This window comes from Pseudomonas sp. RGB (genome assembly GCF_007713445.1).
Lineage (GTDB): Bacteria > Pseudomonadota > Gammaproteobacteria > Pseudomonadales > Pseudomonadaceae > Aquipseudomonas.
This window is the reverse complement of the sequence record NZ_VMSH01000001.1, coordinates 629269-643516: the sequence shown is the minus strand read 5'-3', so window position 1 is coordinate 643516 and position 14248 is coordinate 629269. Positions and strand designations below refer to the sequence as shown.

General features: G+C 57.1%; 14 protein-coding genes. 11 read left to right on the top strand and 3 right to left on the bottom strand.

Annotated elements, in window-relative coordinates; all coding sequences use genetic code 11:
* Positions 1–84: 84 nt before the first annotated feature.
* The 3 genes from FPT15_RS03010 to FPT15_RS03000 all read right to left on the bottom strand — a co-directional run bounded on the left by FPT15_RS03010 (position 85) and on the right by FPT15_RS03000 (position 4062).
* Positions 85–2523 (bottom strand): TonB-dependent siderophore receptor, encoded by a 2439-nt coding sequence (locus tag FPT15_RS03010; protein WP_145158413.1) that lies wholly within the window; start codon positions 2521–2523, stop codon positions 85–87.
* A 91-nt stretch (positions 2524–2614) separates the two neighbouring features.
* Positions 2615–3559, bottom strand: a complete 945-nt coding sequence (locus FPT15_RS03005) for a FecR domain-containing protein (RefSeq protein WP_145158411.1) — start codon at positions 3557–3559, stop codon at positions 2615–2617.
* Positions 3559–4062 carry a sigma-70 family RNA polymerase sigma factor gene (locus FPT15_RS03000; protein WP_145158409.1) on the bottom strand — a complete coding sequence of 168 codons (504 nt, stop codon included), beginning with the start codon at positions 4060–4062 and terminating at the stop codon, positions 3559–3561. The genes FPT15_RS03005 and FPT15_RS03000 overlap by 1 nt, the downstream gene beginning before the upstream one ends.
* A 553-nt stretch (positions 4063–4615) precedes the next feature.
* On the opposite strand from FPT15_RS03000, the gene mnmG reads away from it, so the two are divergent.
* The 11 genes from mnmG to atpG all read left to right on the top strand — a co-directional run bounded on the left by mnmG (position 4616) and on the right by atpG (position 14236).
* Positions 4616–6508, top strand: a complete 1893-nt coding sequence (mnmG, locus tag FPT15_RS02995) for a tRNA uridine-5-carboxymethylaminomethyl(34) synthesis enzyme MnmG (RefSeq protein ID WP_145158407.1) — start codon at positions 4616–4618, stop codon at positions 6506–6508.
* Positions 6505–7149 carry a 16S rRNA (guanine(527)-N(7))-methyltransferase RsmG gene (gene rsmG, locus FPT15_RS02990; protein WP_145158405.1) on the top strand — a complete coding sequence of 215 codons (645 nt, stop codon included), beginning with the start codon at positions 6505–6507 and terminating at the stop codon, positions 7147–7149. The genes mnmG and rsmG overlap by 4 nt, the downstream gene beginning before the upstream one ends.
* 18 nt (positions 7150–7167) lie before the next feature.
* Positions 7168–7965, top strand: coding sequence for a ParA family protein (locus tag FPT15_RS02985; RefSeq protein ID WP_017477894.1), 798 nt, complete (start codon positions 7168–7170; stop codon positions 7963–7965).
* Positions 7966–7974: 9 nt separating this feature from the next.
* Positions 7975–8847: a ParB/RepB/Spo0J family partition protein gene (locus tag FPT15_RS02980; protein ID WP_145158403.1), complete on the top strand. Its 873-nt coding sequence runs from the start codon at positions 7975–7977 to the stop codon at positions 8845–8847.
* Between the two features lie 148 nt (positions 8848–8995).
* Positions 8996–9403 (top strand): F0F1 ATP synthase subunit I, encoded by a 408-nt coding sequence (locus FPT15_RS02975; RefSeq protein ID WP_010565865.1) that lies wholly within the window; start codon positions 8996–8998, stop codon positions 9401–9403.
* Positions 9404–9419: 16 nt separating this feature from the next.
* The gene (atpB, locus tag FPT15_RS02970) at positions 9420–10289 is read left to right on the top strand and encodes a F0F1 ATP synthase subunit A (RefSeq protein WP_017848936.1); all 870 of its coding nucleotides are present in this window, start codon (positions 9420–9422) and stop codon (positions 10287–10289) included.
* Between the two features lie 134 nt (positions 10290–10423).
* The gene (atpE, locus tag FPT15_RS02965) at positions 10424–10681 is read left to right on the top strand and encodes a F0F1 ATP synthase subunit C (protein ID WP_002555987.1); all 258 of its coding nucleotides are present in this window, start codon (positions 10424–10426) and stop codon (positions 10679–10681) included.
* A gap of 58 nt (positions 10682–10739) precedes the next feature.
* A complete protein-coding gene (locus FPT15_RS02960; RefSeq protein ID WP_016970692.1) occupies positions 10740–11210 on the top strand; it encodes a F0F1 ATP synthase subunit B in 471 nt (156 codons plus the stop codon).
* A gap of 12 nt (positions 11211–11222) precedes the next feature.
* Positions 11223–11759 carry a F0F1 ATP synthase subunit delta gene (locus FPT15_RS02955; protein WP_145158401.1) on the top strand — a complete coding sequence of 179 codons (537 nt, stop codon included), beginning with the start codon at positions 11223–11225 and terminating at the stop codon, positions 11757–11759.
* 21 nt (positions 11760–11780) lie between these two features.
* Positions 11781–13325, top strand: coding sequence for a F0F1 ATP synthase subunit alpha (atpA, locus tag FPT15_RS02950; RefSeq protein ID WP_017135120.1), 1545 nt, complete (start codon positions 11781–11783; stop codon positions 13323–13325).
* A gap of 50 nt (positions 13326–13375) precedes the next feature.
* Positions 13376–14236: a F0F1 ATP synthase subunit gamma gene (gene atpG / locus FPT15_RS02945; protein WP_003233565.1), complete on the top strand. Its 861-nt coding sequence runs from the start codon at positions 13376–13378 to the stop codon at positions 14234–14236.
* Positions 14237–14248 lie beyond the last annotated feature (12 nt).

Sequence of the window (14248 nt, the reverse complement as noted above, 5' to 3'; positions counted from 1 at the left end):
GTTATCCACATATCCTGTGGGAGCCGGCTTGCCGGCAAAAACGCCCTGAAGAACGCCTGAGTTCTTCAGGGCTACTGTGCGCCTTTACCAGTTATAGGAAACCGTCCCAAGCAGCGTCCGACTGTCGCCCCAGTAGCAGCGACCTGCATCGTTGCAACCGGATACATATTCCTTGTCGAACAGATTCTTCGCGTTCAGATCCACCGACCAGTGCTTGTCGAGCTGATAACCGATCGCCGCATCCACCAATGTCACGCTTCCGGCATCCAATTTCCCGTACAGCGTCGGCGCGGTGTAGGAGAAAGTGCTATCGAAGTAGCGCACTCCGCCACCCAGGGACAAGCCCTTGAGCTGGCCATCCAGAAAGCGGTACTTGCCCCACACCGACGCCTGGTTACGTGGCACCCCGGTCATCTGATGCCCTTCGACCAGTGAAGTGGCGGAATCCTTGGTAATTCTTGCATCGGTATAGGTGTAGGCCGCGGTGACATTCAAGTTCGGCGTAAGGTTGCTGTTGATTTCCACCTCCGCCCCTTTGGCGCGGCTTTCGCCCACTTGGCGATAGCTGTTGGTGGTGGCATCAAGGTAGGTGTCATCCTGTTTGCGCAGGTCATACACCGACAGCGTCATGGCGGTGTCCCAGCCAATCGGCTCGTACTTCACACCCACTTCGTACTGGCTGCTGGTGATCGGCTTTAACGGTGAACCCGCGTTGGAAATCTGCTGCACCGGGACGAAGGCGGTGGAGTAGCTGACATACGGCGTCACGCCGTTGTCGAACTGGTACATCACTCCGCCCTGGTACGTGAACTTCTTGTCTTCGGAGCCTGTGTTGCTGGCCTTGTTCACCTTGTCGCGAAAATCACTCTCGACCCAATCCTGGCGACCGCCGAGCAGGAACAGCCAGTGGTCGTATTTGCTTTGGACCTGTGCATAAACGCCTTTCATCTGCTGTTCGAGCAGGGTGTTCTGTACCGCGATCGGGGTGAGCGGGTCGCGCAGGTACACCGGGTTATACACATTGATGGTGCCGGCGAAGCCCGCATCCCAGTCCTGATTGAACGAGGTGCGGTCATAGCTGGCGCCAACCAGCAGGGTGTTTTCCAGGTCACCGACCTGGAATTTGCCTTCGAGCTGGTTATCCAGGGAATACACCATCGACTTGTTGTAGCGGTCGTAGGCGGTCATGTTCAACTGGGTGCCGAAGCCGCGATTGTTCAGCGCGCCGGGCCAGGTTTCATGGCGGTTGATGCGCGACTGCATGTAGCGCGAGTTCTGGCGGAACTGCCAATCGTCATTGAAGCTGTGGCTGAACTCGTAACCGGCGCTCCAGGCTTCGCGCTCGAACGTGTTCCAGTCCGGGTCGCCGAGCATGGTGTGTTTGGACAGCTTGCCGTTCGGGTTTTTCAGTAAAGTGCCGGCCGCAGGCAGGCCCAGTTCCAGATTGGTGTGGTCCTTCTGGTAGTTGGTCAGCAGCGTCAGGGTGTTGTAGTCATCAATGTTCAGGGTCAGGGAGGGCGCGATGTACAGGCGATCATCGGGCACGTGGTCGGTCTGGGTGTCGGATTTTCGACCGAGCATGACCACGCGGCCCAGGACGTTGCCATTGTCATTGAGTGGCCCCGAGATATCCACACCCAGCTGGCGCCGATTGTTGGAGCCGTAACCCAATTGCACTTCGCCCTGAGGCGTGGCGGTGGGGTGTTTGCTGACCAGGTTGACCAACCCGCCCGGCGCGTTTTCCCCATAGAGCAGAGAAGAAGGGCCGCGGAAAATCTCTACGCGCTCCAGGCCATAGGGTTCACTGGTGGTGTCATACCGATTGCCCTGTACCCGAAGGCCATCGCGCAGCAGGCCGTAGCCATAATCCGTGGCATTGAAACCACGAATGAAAAACAGGTCGCCCGCGAGGCTATCACCGGCAGCAAACGGTGGCGCGAAGATCCCCGGTACATACCCCAGCACCTCCGTCAGCGTCTGCGACTTCTGGTCCTTGATGCGTTGGCCTGTGACCACCGATACCGAGCGCGGGGTTTCCGACAGCGCGGTGCTGGTTTTGGTACCGACGCGACTGTTTTGCGCCTTGTAGCCAACATCACCGGCAATGTCCTGATTGAAACCGGCCTGTTGATAAGTGCTGACGGTGGTGGGGGCGAGCGTCAATGGCCCATCTTGCGAAGCCTGAAGTACATAGCTTCCGGGCGCCTGTGTTACGGCTTGCAACCCCGAGTTTTGCAGCAATAGCGCAAAGCCTTGATCCACCGAATAGTCACCTTCCAGCCCCGGCGTATTCAAGCGCGCGGTCTGCTGGGGTGAGAAGGACAAGATCACGTTGGCCTTGGCGGCAAATTGGCTCAACGCTGCGTCAAGGGGCCCGGCGGCAATGGTGTAATGCTGCGCAGCACTGGCTGCCAGGGCGCTTGTGGACAAAAAGACACCGGCGGTGGCGGCCGTGGACAGCAGTAAACCGTAGGTCATGCCGTGGTAAGAGAGTTGCTGGCGGAGTTTGGCGGGAAGGCGCATAGGTGGATAAGCCCTGAAGGTAGCGTCGTGATTACCCGTAGGGCCGGGCCAGGTAAAAAAAAGATAACCCCCTGTGGATTATTTTTTTCGCTCAACCCACGCGTGTCACCGAAACCCAATAGCGAGTGAAATATTTCACCTGGATCGGCAGAGTAGCTTGCAGGTTAGCCAGTACTGCATCGGTGGAGTCGAGGCGGAACGTGCCGGAAACCCGCAGAGGCGCCGAGGCCGGATCGCACTGCAGAACACCTGAGCGATAGCGTGCCAGGTCGTCGATCAGATCCCCAAGTCGCGCATCCAGGACGATCACTTGGCCATCGACCCAAGCCGCCTGGGTCCGGCGATAGGCGTGGTTGGGGCCGACATTTTCCCGGTCGAAGTCAGCGCTTTCACCGGCAGCCAGCAGCCGAGTGCGATCGGGTTGGTCTGCAGGCGAGATACTCACTCGGTCTTCCAGCACCCCCACTCGCGTCGAATCCGCCAGTTGGCGCACGGTAAACCTCGTTCCCAATGCCTGAACTCGGCCCTGGCGGGTTTCAACATAAAAGGGCGTCTGCCCACCCAGTTTTCCGGTGTGGATAAGCACTTCACCTTCGCGCAGGCGGATCAAACGCTGGCGCCCATCAAACACCACATCAATGGCGGTGCTGGTGTTGAGGTCTATTCGAGTGCCATCGGCCAGTTCGATCCTTCGCCGTTCGCCGACGCGTGTGCGGTAGTCCGCCCACACATTGCCCAGGGAAGGCGCGTGTTGAACATTCCAGCCCAGGTAGCCGGTGCCGCCCAGCACCAGCATCCACTTGAGCACCTGCCGCCGTTGCTGCGTGGCCGATAAGGCGCGACGGGTGAAATCCTGAGGCAGGGCACCCAGGCTGCGTTGCAATTGCTCCATCTGGTTCCACGCTGTCAGGTGTGCCGGGTCGTCATTGAGCCATTGTTGCCAGGCATAGTGCTCAGCCGGCGTTGGAGGCTGTGACTGAAACTGCACATACCAAGTGGCAGCGGCTTCGAAGACCTTTCGATCCGGGGCAACCATTACAGGCTGGCCATGATCAGTGAACACTCGGTAAGCGCGCGGATCATGTGTTTCTTCACGGTGGTCAGGGACACCTGCAACTTATCGGCGATCTGTTGATAAGTCAGGCCTTCGATCTGCGACAGCATGAAAATTCGCCGGGCCCGATCGCCCAGGTCAGCCAGGGCCTTATCCACAGCTACCAGCGTTTCAATGATGATGGCCTTGTCTTCTTCACTGATGGCGACAGCTTCAGGGCGCTCAGCCAACGACTGTTGATACGCGCGTTCAATCGCATGCCGGCGATAACGATCAATGACCAAGCCCCTGGCAATGGTTGCCAGGTAGTCCCTGGGTTCGAGGATCTGCGCCGCATCGCGCCCGCCCAAGATACGCACGAAAGTATCGTGTGCCACATCGGCTGCATCGCAAGCGTTGTGCAATTTACCTTTGAGCCATCCCTGCAGCCACGAATGGTGATGCTCATAGATGTGCTGGACTGCAGCCGTGTGTGAAGGAGGCATAGGGCGCGTTAAGGCAGGTTAATGATAATCGCTATTATTAACTGCGCCGTCGACTTCTCACAATAGCTCTCTTTTTGCAGCATTCCTTACTGCGTTCAAAAAACGCGGTGGCTTCGTCGTGGGTGAAATACACGATATCTGTGGATTAAGCCCTGTGAATAACCGCCACTGTGCCCAGTTGATAACAGGGCTTGAAACCTGAGTAAAAACCCCCTTGTGGATAACCACCTGTTTAATCCACAGGCTTAAAGCACTTATCCAACGGCCTCATTGGCACATGACCACAGACTTTTGAATCGCTGTACACAACGTAAATAGAGGCCTGTAGAGATCTATCCACAGAAAGTAGGCTCAGTAGAAATAAACATAAAAACAAAGATCTTATAAACTTCTCTCTTTTAATTTCTATTGTCTGTGATTCATCCACAGCTGGTTAAATTTTGTGCAAAGGGTTCTTTAGGAAGGGCTAAGTCCCTATACTTGCCGCCAAAGCTCTAAAACTCTTTCAACAATCAATTCCTGATTACCTACATAAGCAGGCACGAGGTGCGTGGTGGATTTCCCTTCCCGTTTTGAAGTGATCGTCATCGGCGGCGGTCATGCCGGTACCGAGGCAGCACTGGCCTCAGCACGCATGGGTGTAAAAACCCTGTTGCTGACGCACAACGTGGAAACCCTCGGTGCCATGAGTTGCAACCCCGCCATTGGTGGGATCGGCAAAAGCCATCTGGTCAAGGAAATCGATGCCCTTGGCGGTGTGATGGCCATGGCTACCGACAAAGGTGGCATTCAATTTCGCGTGCTCAACAGCCGCAAAGGCCCAGCCGTTAGGGCTACCCGGGCACAAGCTGACCGCATCCTCTACAAGGCCGCGGTGCGTGAAACCCTGGAAAACCAGCCGAACCTGTGGATATTTCAGCAAGCAGCGGATGACCTGATCGTCGAACAAGACCAGGTACGCGGTGTTGTCACCCAAATGGGCCTGCGTTTCTTCGCAGAATCCGTGGTGCTGACCACCGGTACCTTCCTCGGCGGACTTATCCACATTGGCATGCAGAATTATTCGGGCGGCCGCGCCGGTGATCCGCCGTCGATTGCCCTGGCAAAACGCCTACGTGAATTGCCGTTGCGTGTCGGCCGCTTGAAAACCGGGACCCCGCCGCGTATCGACGGGCGTTCTGTGGATTTCTCGGTGATGACCGAACAAGCCGGCGATACGCCAATCCCGGTGATGTCGTTCATGGGCTCCAAAGAACAGCACCCGAAACAGGTCAGCTGCTGGATTACCCACACCAACGCCCGCACCCACGAAATCATTGCCGCGAACCTCGACCGTTCGCCGATGTATTCCGGTGTGATCGAAGGCATTGGCCCGCGTTATTGCCCATCGATTGAAGACAAGATTCACCGCTTTGCCGACAAGGAGAGCCACCAGGTCTTCATCGAGCCCGAAGGCTTGACCACCCACGAGCTGTACCCGAACGGGATTTCCACGTCGTTGCCGTTCGACGTGCAAATCCAGATCGTGCAATCGATTCGCGGCATGGAAAACGCGCACATCGTGCGTCCGGGCTACGCCATCGAGTACGACTACTTCGACCCGCGTGACCTGAAATACAGCCTCGAAACCAAAGTGATCGGCGGCCTGTTTTTCGCCGGGCAAATCAACGGCACCACCGGTTACGAAGAAGCCGGCGCCCAAGGTTTGCTGGCCGGAACCAACGCGGCACTGCGCGCACAAGGCAAAGACAGCTGGTGCCCGCGCCGCGATGAGGCGTACATCGGTGTATTGGTCGATGACCTGATTACTCTCGGAACTCAGGAACCGTACCGGATGTTTACGTCCCGGGCCGAATACCGCCTGATCCTGCGCGAAGACAACGCCGACCTGCGCCTGACCGAAAAAGGCCGCGAGCTGGGCTTGGTCGATGACGCACGCTGGGCCGCCTTCTGCAAAAAACGCGAAAGCATCACGTTGGAAGAGCAGCGCCTGAAAAGTACCTGGGTTCGCCCCGGCACCGAGCAAGGCGACGCGATTGCCGAAAAATTCGGCACGCCGCTGACCCACGAATACAACTTGCTGAACCTGCTGTCCCGTCCGGAAATCGACTACGCTGGCCTGGTTGAAGTGACCGGTCACGGTGCCGAAGACCCACAAGTCGCCGAGCAGGTTGAGATCAAGACCAAATACGCCGGTTACATTGACCGCCAGCAGGACGAGATCGCCCGCTTGCGCGCCAGTGAAGACACCAAGCTGCCTGTGGACATCGACTACACCGGGATTTCCGGGTTGTCGAAAGAAATCCAAAGCAAGCTGGGGATAACTCGGCCGGAAACACTCGGCCAGGCTTCACGTATTCCTGGGGTCACGCCGGCAGCCATTTCGCTGTTGATGATTCATTTGAAAAAACGCGGCGCGGGCCGTCAGTTGGAGCAAAGCGCTTGAGTTCGTTGGTCACCTCGCAACACGCCGAAGAGTTATCCACAGGTGCACGCCAGTTGGGCGTGGACCTGACCGATGCACAGCACGACTTGCTGCTGGGCTACCTGGCCCTGTTGATCAAATGGAACAAGGCTTACAACCTGACAGCAGTGCGCGACCCGGACGAAATGGTCTCGCGTCACCTGCTCGATAGCCTGAGCGTGATGCCGTTTATCGAAAACGGCCGTTGGTTGGACGTTGGCAGCGGCGGCGGCATGCCTGGCATTCCACTAGCCATCCTGTTTCCAGAGTCACAAGTGACGTGCCTGGACAGCAACGGCAAGAAAACCCGCTTCCTGACCCAGGTCAAACTCGAACTCAAGCTGGATAACCTGAATGTTATCCACAGTCGCGTCGAAGCCTTCGTGCCTGAACAGCCTTTCAACGGGATTGTTTCCCGGGCATTCAGCAGCATGGAGAACTTCAGCAACTGGACCCGCCACTTAGGCGACCGCGACACCCGTTGGCTGGCAATGAAGGGCGTTCATCCAAGCGACGAGCTGTTAGCATTGCCGGCAGACTTCCACCTCGATAGCGAACACGCCTTGGCCGTACCCGGTTGCCAAGGCCAACGCCATCTGCTGATACTGCGCCGCACGGCATGATTGGGAACACAAGCAAGAATGGCTAAGGTATTCGCGATAGCGAACCAGAAAGGTGGCGTGGGCAAAACCACCACCTGCATCAACCTCGCAGCATCCCTGGTCGCTACCAAGCGCCGGGTGCTGTTGATCGATCTCGATCCACAGGGCAACGCCACCATGGGTAGCGGCGTGGATAAACACGGCCTGGAAAACTCGGTCTACGACTTGCTGATTGGCGAGTGCGACCTGGCCCAGGCCATGCACTATTCCGAGCACGGCGGTTATCAACTGCTGCCGGCCAACCGCGATTTGACCGCGGCCGAAGTGGTGCTGCTGGAAATGCAGATGAAAGAAAGCCGTCTGCGCAGCGCCCTGGCGCCGATCCGCGAGAATTACGACTACATTTTGATCGACTGCCCACCGTCGCTGTCGATGCTGACGTTGAACGCCTTGGTAGCAGCCGATGGGGTGATTATCCCCATGCAGTGCGAGTACTTCGCACTCGAAGGCTTGAGTGACCTTGTGGATAACATCAAGCGTATTGCCGAGTTGCTTAACCCTAACCTGCAAATCGAAGGCCTGTTGCGGACCATGTACGATCCGCGCCTGAGCTTGATGAATGATGTGTCGGCCCAGCTCAAGGAACACTTTGGCGATCAGCTTTACGACACGGTGATCCCACGTAACATCCGTTTGGCCGAAGCGCCAAGCTATGGCATGCCCGCGCTGGCGTACGACAAGTCATCCCGCGGCGCCATTGCCTACCTGGCACTGGCCGGCGAGATGGTTCGCCGTCAACGCCGCAACTCACGCACCGCTGCAGCCCAGCCAACTTAAGGAATCCCCATGGCCGTCAAGAAACGAGGTCTCGGACGTGGACTGGATGCACTGCTGAGTGGTCCGACTGTCACTTCGCTTGAAGAACAAGCCGTGCAGGCCGACGAGCGCGAGCTGCAGCACCTGCCGCTGGACCTGATCCAGCGCGGCAAATACCAGCCGCGCCGGGACATGGATCCCCAGGCGCTGGAGGAACTGGCCAATTCGATCAAAGCCCAAGGCGTGATGCAGCCGATCGTGGTGCGCCCGATTGGCGGCGGTCGCTTTGAAATCATCGCGGGTGAACGCCGCTGGCGCGCCAGCCAACAGGCCGGCAAGGAGACCATCCCGGCGATGGTGCGCGATGTGCCGGACGAAACTGCGATCGCCATGGCGTTGATCGAGAACATCCAGCGTGAAGACCTCAATCCCATCGAGGAAGCAATCGCGCTGCAGCGCTTGCAGCAGGAATTCAAACTGACGCAGCAGGAAGTCGCGGATGCGGTGGGCAAGTCCCGCGTGACCGTGTCCAACCTGTTGCGCCTGATCGCGCTGCCGGAAGTCATCAAGACCATGCTGTCCCACGGCGACCTGGAAATGGGTCATGCCCGTGCTTTGCTCGGTTTGCCGGAAAATCAACAGGTTGAAGGGGCGCGACACGTTGTCGCACGCGGCCTCACCGTTCGTCAGACTGAGGCGTTGGTTCGCCAGTGGCTCAGCGGTAAACCTGCACCGGTCGAAACGGCCAAACCTGATCCGGATATTGCGCGCCTCGAGCAGCGCCTGGCCGAGCGGCTGGGCTCTGCGGTGCAAATCCGCCATGGCAAGAAAGGCAAAGGGCAATTGGTCATCGGGTATAACTCACTCGATGAGCTTCAGGGCGTCCTTGCCCACATCCGCTGAAACATTTGCTTATGTAGCGCGCGATCGGAAAACACTACCCGACAGTTGAATAGGGGCTGAACCGCCCCTATACTCTGCGCGCATTTTGTCGGCACAAATTATGCCAAGTTATTGATTCTCGGCAGCCGACCATTGAGGAGCAAGAGTGATGGAAACCCGCACGCCAAACACGTTGCCGTTCCATCGCTTGGCCGTTTTCCCGGTTTTATTGGCTCAATTTGTCATTTTGCTGATCGCCGCATTGGCGCTTTGGTATTGGCATGGAGTCGTAGCCGGATATTCAGGACTCTGCGGAGGCCTGATAGCCTTGCTGCCCAATATGTATTTTGCTCACAGGGCCTTTCGGTTTTCCGGCGCCCGAGCAGCCCAGGCTATCGTCCGGTCTTTTTATGCCGGCGAAGCAGGGAAACTGATTTTGACGGCAGTGCTGTTTGCACTGACCTTTGCAGGTGTGAAGCCATTGGCGCCGCTGGCTGTATTCGGCGTCTTCGTGTTGACCCAACTGGTCAGCTGGTTCGCTCCCCTGCTAATGAAAACAAGACTTTCGAAACCTTAGGGCGTTTGAGGCAACCATGGCAGAAACAACCGCTTCGGGCTATATCCAGCACCACTTGCAGAACCTGACCTTCGGTCAGCTTCCCAACGGCGGCTGGGGCTTCGCCCACACCGCAGCAGAAGCCAAAGAAATGGGCTTCTGGGCATTCCACCTGGATACTCTGGGTTGGTCTGTCGCATTGGGTCTGATCTTCGTCCTGATTTTCCGCATGGCGGCAAAGAAGGCGACTTCCGGTCAGCCGGGTGCTTTGCAGAACTTCGTTGAAGTATTGGTCGAATTCGTCGATGGCAGCGTGAAAGACAGCTTCCATGGCCGTAGCCCGGTGATTGCACCGCTGGCACTGACCATCTTCGTCTGGGTGTTCCTGATGAACGCCGTCGACCTGATTCCGGTCGACTGGATTCCTCAGCTGGCCATCCTGATCACCGGCGATCACCACATTCCATTCCGTGCGGTTTCCACCACGGACCCTAACGCCACCCTGGGCATGGCCCTGTCGGTGTTTGCGTTGATCATTTTCTACAGCATCAAGGTCAAGGGCATCGGCGGCTTCATCGGCGAACTTACCCTGCACCCGTTCGGCAGCAAGAACATCTTTGTTCAAGCCCTGCTGATCCCGGTGAACTTCCTGCTGGAGTTCGTAACGCTGGTCGCCAAGCCGATTTCCCTGGCCCTGCGACTGTTCGGCAACATGTATGCCGGCGAGCTGGTGTTCATTCTGATCGCTGTGATGTTCGGCAGTGGTCTGCTCTGGCTTAGCGGCCTGGGCGTAGTTCTGCAGTGGGCGTGGGCTGTGTTCCACATCCTGATCATTACCCTGCAGGCCTTCATCTTCATGATGCTGACCATCGTCTACCTGTCGATGGCGCACGAAGAGAACCATTAAGACCAGTCTCGACTAGTCTGATGTCCTTCCCGGTAACACGGGAAGGTGGGCCCTACCGGGCTATGAAACGATTTGTTTTACCGCTTTAAAATCTAAAAAACCTAAACCATACGACGTAAAAGTCGGGAGGAAAGATGGAAACTGTAGTTGGTCTAACCGCTATCGCTGTTGCACTGTTGATCGGCCTGGGCGCCCTGGGTACTGCCATTGGTTTCGGCCTGCTGGGCGGCAAATTCCTGGAAGGCGCAGCGCGTCAGCCAGAAATGGTTCCAATGCTGCAAGTTAAAATGTTCATCGTCGCCGGCCTGCTCGACGCCGTGACCATGATCGGCGTTGGTATCGCTCTGTTCTTCACCTTCGCGAACCCTTTCGTTGGTCAACTCGCTGGCTAATCACTCGAATTTTTCGAGTTGATTGGGGTGATGGACAACGAATGAGCGAGGTGTTGGCGTGAACATTAATGCAACCCTGATTGGCCAATCCGTTGCGTTCTTCATTTTTGTAGTGTTTTGCATGAAGTTCGTGTGGCCTCCGGTCATCGCGGCTTTGCACGAGCGTCAGAAGAAGATCGCAGACGGCTTGGACGCTGCCACCCGTGCAGCTCGCGACCTGGAGTTGGCCCAAGAGAAAGCGGGTCATCAACTGCGCGAAGCTAAAGCACAGGCAGCTGAAATCATTGAGCAAGCCAAGAAGCGCGGTAACCAGATCGTCGAAGAGGCTGTTGATAAAGCCCGCGTCGAAGCTGACCGTGTGAAGGCTTCGGCTCATGCCGAGATCGAACAGGAACTGAACGGCGTCAAAGACGCGCTGCGTGCCCAACTGGGTGCTCTGGCGGTCGGCGGTGCTGAGAAGATCCTCGGTGCCACAATCGATCAAAACGCGCACGCGGAGCTGGTTAACAAACTGGCTGCTGAAATTTAAGCGAGGGCGATCATGGCAGAACTGACCACGTTGGCCCGACCTTACGCTAAGGCAGCCTTCGAGCACGCCCAGGCCCACCAGCAGCTGGCCTCTTGGTCAGCCATGCTCGGCCTGGCTGCAGCAGTGTCGCAAGACGACACCATGCAGCGCGTGCTCAAGGCCCCGCGCCTGACGAGCGCAGACAAGGCCGCCACTTTTATTGAAGTGTGCGGCGACAAGTTTGATGTGAAAGTGCAGAACTTCATCCACGTCGTTGCCGAAAACGACCGTCTCTCGCTATTGCCGGAGATCGCCGCTCTGTTCGACCTGTACAAGGCCGAAGAAGAGAAGTCGGTAGACGTTGAAGTGACCAGTGCTTTTGCATTGAACCAAGAACAGCAAGACAAACTCGCCAAGGTTCTCAGTGCACGACTCAATCGGGAAGTGCGCCTGCAAGCTTCGGAGGACGCATCCCTGATTGGGGGTGTTGTTATCCGTGCCGGCGACCTGGTTATCGATGGCTCGATTCGCGGCAAAATCGCGAAACTTGCCGAAGCATTGAAATCTTGAGTTTGAAGGGGCAGCAGAGCAATGCAGCAACTCAATCCTTCCGAAATAAGTGAAATTATCAAGGGCCGCATCGACAAGCTCGATGTGACCTCCCAAGCCCGTAACGAAGGCACTGTCGTCAGCGTATCTGACGGCATCGTGCGGATTCACGGTCTGGCCGACGTAATGTACGGCGAGATGATCGAGTTTCCGGGCGGCGTCTACGGTATGGCCCTCAACCTGGAGCAAGACTCCGTAGGTGCCGTTGTATTGGGCGCGTACACCAGTCTGGCTGAAGGCATGAGCGCCAAGTGCACAGGCCGCATCCTGGAAGTTCCGGTTGGTAAGGAACTGCTGGGTCGCGTAGTCGACGCACTGGGTAACCCTGTTGACGGTAAAGGTCCACTGGGCAACACCGAGACCGACGCGGTCGAGAAAGTTGCTCCAGGCGTGATCTGGCGTAAGTCGGTAGACCAGCCTGTACAGACTGGCTACAAGGCTGTCGATGCCATGATTCCGGTCGGCCGTGGCCAGCGTGAGCTGATCATCGGTGACCGTCAGATCGGTAAAACCGCTCTGGCGATCGACGCGATCATCAACCAGAAAGACAGCGGCATTTTCTGCGTCTACGTAGCCATTGGTCAGAAGCAATCGACCATCGCCAACGTGGTTCGCAAGCTGGAAGAAAACGGCGCCCTGGCCAACACGATCATCGTGGCTGCCAGTGCTTCGGAATCTCCTGCGCTTCAATTCCTGGCACCGTACTCCGGTTGCACCATGGGTGAATTCTTCCGCGACCGCGGTGAAGACGCGCTGATCGTTTATGACGATCTGTCCAAGCAAGCAGTGGCTTACCGCCAGATTTCCCTGCTGCTGCGCCGTCCACCAGGCCGTGAAGCTTACCCAGGCGACGTGTTCTATCTCCACTCCCGTCTGCTGGAGCGCGCATCTCGCGTATCCGAAGAGTACGTAGAGAAGTTCACCAACGGCGCAGTGACCGGCAAAACCGGTTCCCTGACCGCACTGCCGATCATCGAAACCCAGGCTGGCGACGTTTCCGCGTTCGTTCCGACCAACGTGATTTCCATCACCGACGGTCAGATCTTCCTGGAATCGGCCATGTTCAACTCCGGGATCCGTCCTGCTGTGAACGCCGGTGTTTCGGTATCCCGTGTGGGTGGTGCCGCTCAGACCAAGATCATCAAGAAGCTCTCCGGTGGTATCCGTACCGCTCTGGCTCAGTACCGTGAACTGGCGGCATTCGCCCAGTTCGCTTCTGACCTGGACGAAGCCACCCGTAAGCAACTTGAGCATGGTCAGCGCGTTACCGAGCTGATGAAGCAGAAGCAATACGCCCCAATGTCGATCGCTGACATGGCGTTGTCGCTGTATGCCGCTGAGCGTGGGTTCCTGACTGACGTCGAAATCACCAAGGTCGGCAGCTTTGAACAAGCGCTGATTGCTTACTTCAACCGCGATCACGCCGACTTGTTGGCCAAGATCAACGTGAAGGGTGACTTCAATGACGAAATCGACGCTGGCATGAAAGCCGGTATCGAGAAGTTCAAGGCCACCCAAACCTGGTAAGCCGCAGCGGGAGCCGCAAGGCTCCCGCTTGCTAACCTGATAGGTGTTACATGGCAGGCGCAAAAGAGATTCGCAGTAAGATTGCGAGCATCAAAAGCACGCAAAAGATTACCAGCGCCATGGAAAAAGTGGCGGTCAGCAAAATGCGCAAGGCACAAATGCGCATGGCTGCTAGCCGTCCTTATGCGGAACGTATCCGCCAGGTAATTGGGCATTTGGCCAACGCCAACCCGGAATACCGCCACCCGTTCATGATCGACCGCGCCGTTAAGCGTGTGGGTTATGTGGTAGTGAGCAGTGACCGTGGTTTGTGCGGTGGTCTGAATACCAACCTGTTCAAGGCCCTGGTCAAGGACATGGCGGTAAACCGCGAAAACGGCGTCGAGATCGATCTGTGTGTTGTTGGTAGCAAGGGTGCGGCCTTTTTCCGTAACTTCGGCGGTAACGTCGTTGCAGCTATCAGCCACCTGGGTGAAGAGCCGTCGATCAATGATTTGATCGGCAGTGTGAAGGTGATGCTGGATGCGTACCTGGAAGGCCGGATTGACCGCCTGTCCGTGGTATCCAACAAGTTCATCAACACCATGACCCAGCAGCCAACCGTGGAGCAATTGATTCCACTGGTGGCGACTCCGGATCAGGAACTCAAGCACCACTGGGACTACCTCTACGAACCAGACGCCAAAGAGCTGCTTGACGGCTTGATGGTGCGCTACGTGGAGTCGCAGGTGTACCAGGCGGTGGTCGAGAACAACGCAGCTGAACAAGCGGCGCGGATGATCGCGATGAAAAACGCTACCGATAACGCCGGTGATCTGATCAGCGATTTGCAGCTGATCTACAACAAGGCGCGTCAGGCTGCGATCACCCAAGAGATCTCGGAAATCGTCGGCGGCGCTGCCGCGGTTTAACGGTTCAAATAT

What these genes read in the sequence shown, in the direction of transcription:
- FPT15_RS03010 (WP_145158413.1), bottom strand. Translation starts at nt 2,523, where the DNA reads ATGCGCCTTCCCGCCAAACTCCGCCAGCAACTCTCTTACCACGGCATG.
- FPT15_RS03005 (WP_145158411.1), bottom strand. Translation starts at nt 3,559, where the DNA reads ATGGTTGCCCCGGATCGAAAGGTCTTCGAAGCCGCTGCCACTTGGTAT.
- FPT15_RS03000 (WP_145158409.1), bottom strand. Translation starts at nt 4,062, where the DNA reads ATGCCTCCTTCACACACGGCTGCAGTCCAGCACATCTATGAGCATCAC.
- FPT15_RS02985 (WP_017477894.1), top strand. Translation starts at nt 7,168, where the DNA reads ATGGCTAAGGTATTCGCGATAGCGAACCAGAAAGGTGGCGTGGGCAAA.
- FPT15_RS02980 (WP_145158403.1), top strand. Translation starts at nt 7,975, where the DNA reads ATGGCCGTCAAGAAACGAGGTCTCGGACGTGGACTGGATGCACTGCTG.
- FPT15_RS02975 (WP_010565865.1), top strand. Translation starts at nt 8,996, where the DNA reads ATGGAAACCCGCACGCCAAACACGTTGCCGTTCCATCGCTTGGCCGTT.
- atpB (WP_017848936.1), top strand. Translation starts at nt 9,420, where the DNA reads ATGGCAGAAACAACCGCTTCGGGCTATATCCAGCACCACTTGCAGAAC.
- atpE (WP_002555987.1), top strand. Translation starts at nt 10,424, where the DNA reads ATGGAAACTGTAGTTGGTCTAACCGCTATCGCTGTTGCACTGTTGATC.
- FPT15_RS02955 (WP_145158401.1), top strand. Translation starts at nt 11,223, where the DNA reads ATGGCAGAACTGACCACGTTGGCCCGACCTTACGCTAAGGCAGCCTTC.
- atpA (WP_017135120.1), top strand. Translation starts at nt 11,781, where the DNA reads ATGCAGCAACTCAATCCTTCCGAAATAAGTGAAATTATCAAGGGCCGC.
- atpG (WP_003233565.1), top strand. Translation starts at nt 13,376, where the DNA reads ATGGCAGGCGCAAAAGAGATTCGCAGTAAGATTGCGAGCATCAAAAGC.